Raw genomic sequence first — 1,400 nt, 5'->3', positions numbered from 1 at the left:
GTCCCTTCACCTATCCGCGGCGGGCCGTGCTTCCCGGTGTTCGGCCCGCCGCAGGCCCTGAACAATCGAGAGGAGGCACAAGCCATGAATCGCGGGCAATTCGAGGAACCGGTCACACTTCTGGTCGGAATGGGCTTTCCGAGGAAGATCGACAGCGTGATGGAAGCCTATGCACTGCTGCAGGACTGGCCGAGCGCCGGCCGCAACGGCGCCCATGCCATCGCACTCAACGCTTGCAAGGCGGGCATCGTCGGCGAAATCGATCCGGAGACGGTGCGGGCCACGCTGGTCAGCTTCGCGCGCCGCCACGACATACTGGTGCCTGACATGGTTACGCCGCTCGCGACGGCGGCGGGTGGTGCGCTGCGCACCAGCTGAACTACGATGACGGCGCTGCATCAGCGCCTGAACACGCTGTTCTTGCGATAGGCCAGGCGCCCACCGGACACGTTGGAATTCCGTTTCGGGCGGTAGTGTTCTCGTTGGTCAGTCGAGCGAACGCGTCAGCAAGACTGACCTGTTCTGCCCGAATAGCGCCTCTGAGCGCGCCCTTCCGGTTAAAAAAGTATCATCCATTGTCTTGAATCGTGGTGGCGCCTGTTGTCATGAGCCGGTACCGTGGCTCTTGAAATGCAGAGCCGAAACCAATTCGGCCGGTTTAGGGAATTGGGCCGAACGCGGCAAATATCCGTGCCGGCCGGGAGGAAACGGACATGGAACCGGACCTGGAAGTTGTCCAGATACGACGCGGGGAGTCCTTCAAGGCGTGGTCGCATGGCTACCCCTTCCATACGGTGCGCTGGCACTTCCATCCAGAATATGAACTGCATCAGGTAATCTTCACCAACGGCCGCTATTTCGTCGGCGACTTCATCGGCGAGTTCGAGCCGGGCAATCTGGTGCTGACGGGGCCGAACCTGCCGCACAATTGGGTCAGCGACATCCCCAAGGACAGCTCGATCCCGCTGCGCGGCCGCATCATTCAGTTTTCCGAAAGTTTCATCGGCGATGCCATGCATGTGCTGCCGGAGCTGGCGGGGCTTGCGGCTCTGCTCGAGGCGTCGCGGCGCGGCGTGCTGTTTTCCAACCGCACCAGCAAGGCGCTGGCGCCATTGATGGAAGAGATGATGCAGGCGCAGGGCGTGCGCCGCATCGAGCTGTTCATGATGATCGCCGGCCTGCTAAGCCGCGCCCAGGAATTCCAGCTGCTGGCCAGCGCCAGCTATCGGCCCGATCCGTCGGGCTACATGACCGCCGGCATGAACAAGGCGCTCGCCTATATCAGGGAGAACCTGACGCAGCTGTTCGACGAGGCGGATCTCGCCGCCATCGCCGGCCAGTCGACCGGGGCCTTCTCGCGCTCGTTTCGCCGCCACACCGGCATGTCGCTGGTGCAGTAC

2 protein-coding genes are annotated in these 1,400 nt (G+C 62.7%); both read left to right on the top strand.

Annotated features, from left to right (window positions below; all coding sequences use genetic code 11):
• Positions 1-84: 84 nt before the first annotated feature.
• Positions 85-378, top strand: coding sequence for a DUF982 domain-containing protein (locus EN932_RS36125; RefSeq protein ID WP_127369724.1), 294 nt, complete (start codon positions 85-87; stop codon positions 376-378).
• A 335-nt stretch (positions 379-713) separates the two neighbouring features.
• Positions 714-1,400 (top strand): AraC family ligand binding domain-containing protein (locus EN932_RS36120; RefSeq protein ID WP_164890849.1); only part of this gene is annotated, 687 nt, incomplete at its 3' end.

Source organism: Mesorhizobium sp. M7A.F.Ca.US.002.01.1.1 (assembly GCF_004022955.1).
GTDB lineage: Bacteria > Pseudomonadota > Alphaproteobacteria > Rhizobiales > Rhizobiaceae > Mesorhizobium > Mesorhizobium ciceri.
This window is presented reverse-complemented; position numbering and strand designations above follow the sequence as displayed.

Coding starts and splice junctions, on each gene's coding strand:
- EN932_RS36125 (WP_127369724.1), top strand. CDS start 85: ATGAATCGCGGGCAATTCGAGGAACCGGTCACACTTCTGGTCGGAATG.